Genomic DNA, 238 nt, shown 5'->3' with positions numbered 1-238 from the left:
CTGCAGTCCAGCGACACCATTGAAGATGACGAATATCTGCAGATACAGACCAATCAACAGCGCACGGTCATGCGCGGCCGGGAGCCGGGCCTGACGCTGCTCAGTCAAGGGCAAGAGCGCAACCTGCAGCAATGGGGCCTGGCCTTGCTGGATGACATGCAGGCACTGGCGCAACAAATGGACAGCGCCAACCAGCACAGCTTCCATATTGACAGCCTGGGCCAGCAACGCCTGAAAC

The 238-nt window shown here is 59.2% G+C and carries 1 pseudogene; it reads left to right on the top strand.

From position 1 onward, the window contains the following. Window positions 1–238: pseudogene (locus Q4563_RS22430) on the top strand (hypothetical protein); the annotation flags it as partial.

Source organism: Gilvimarinus sp. 1_MG-2023 (genome assembly GCF_030548285.1).
The sequence above is the reverse complement of the archived record's forward strand: the minus strand, read 5'-3'. Positions and strand labels throughout refer to the sequence as shown.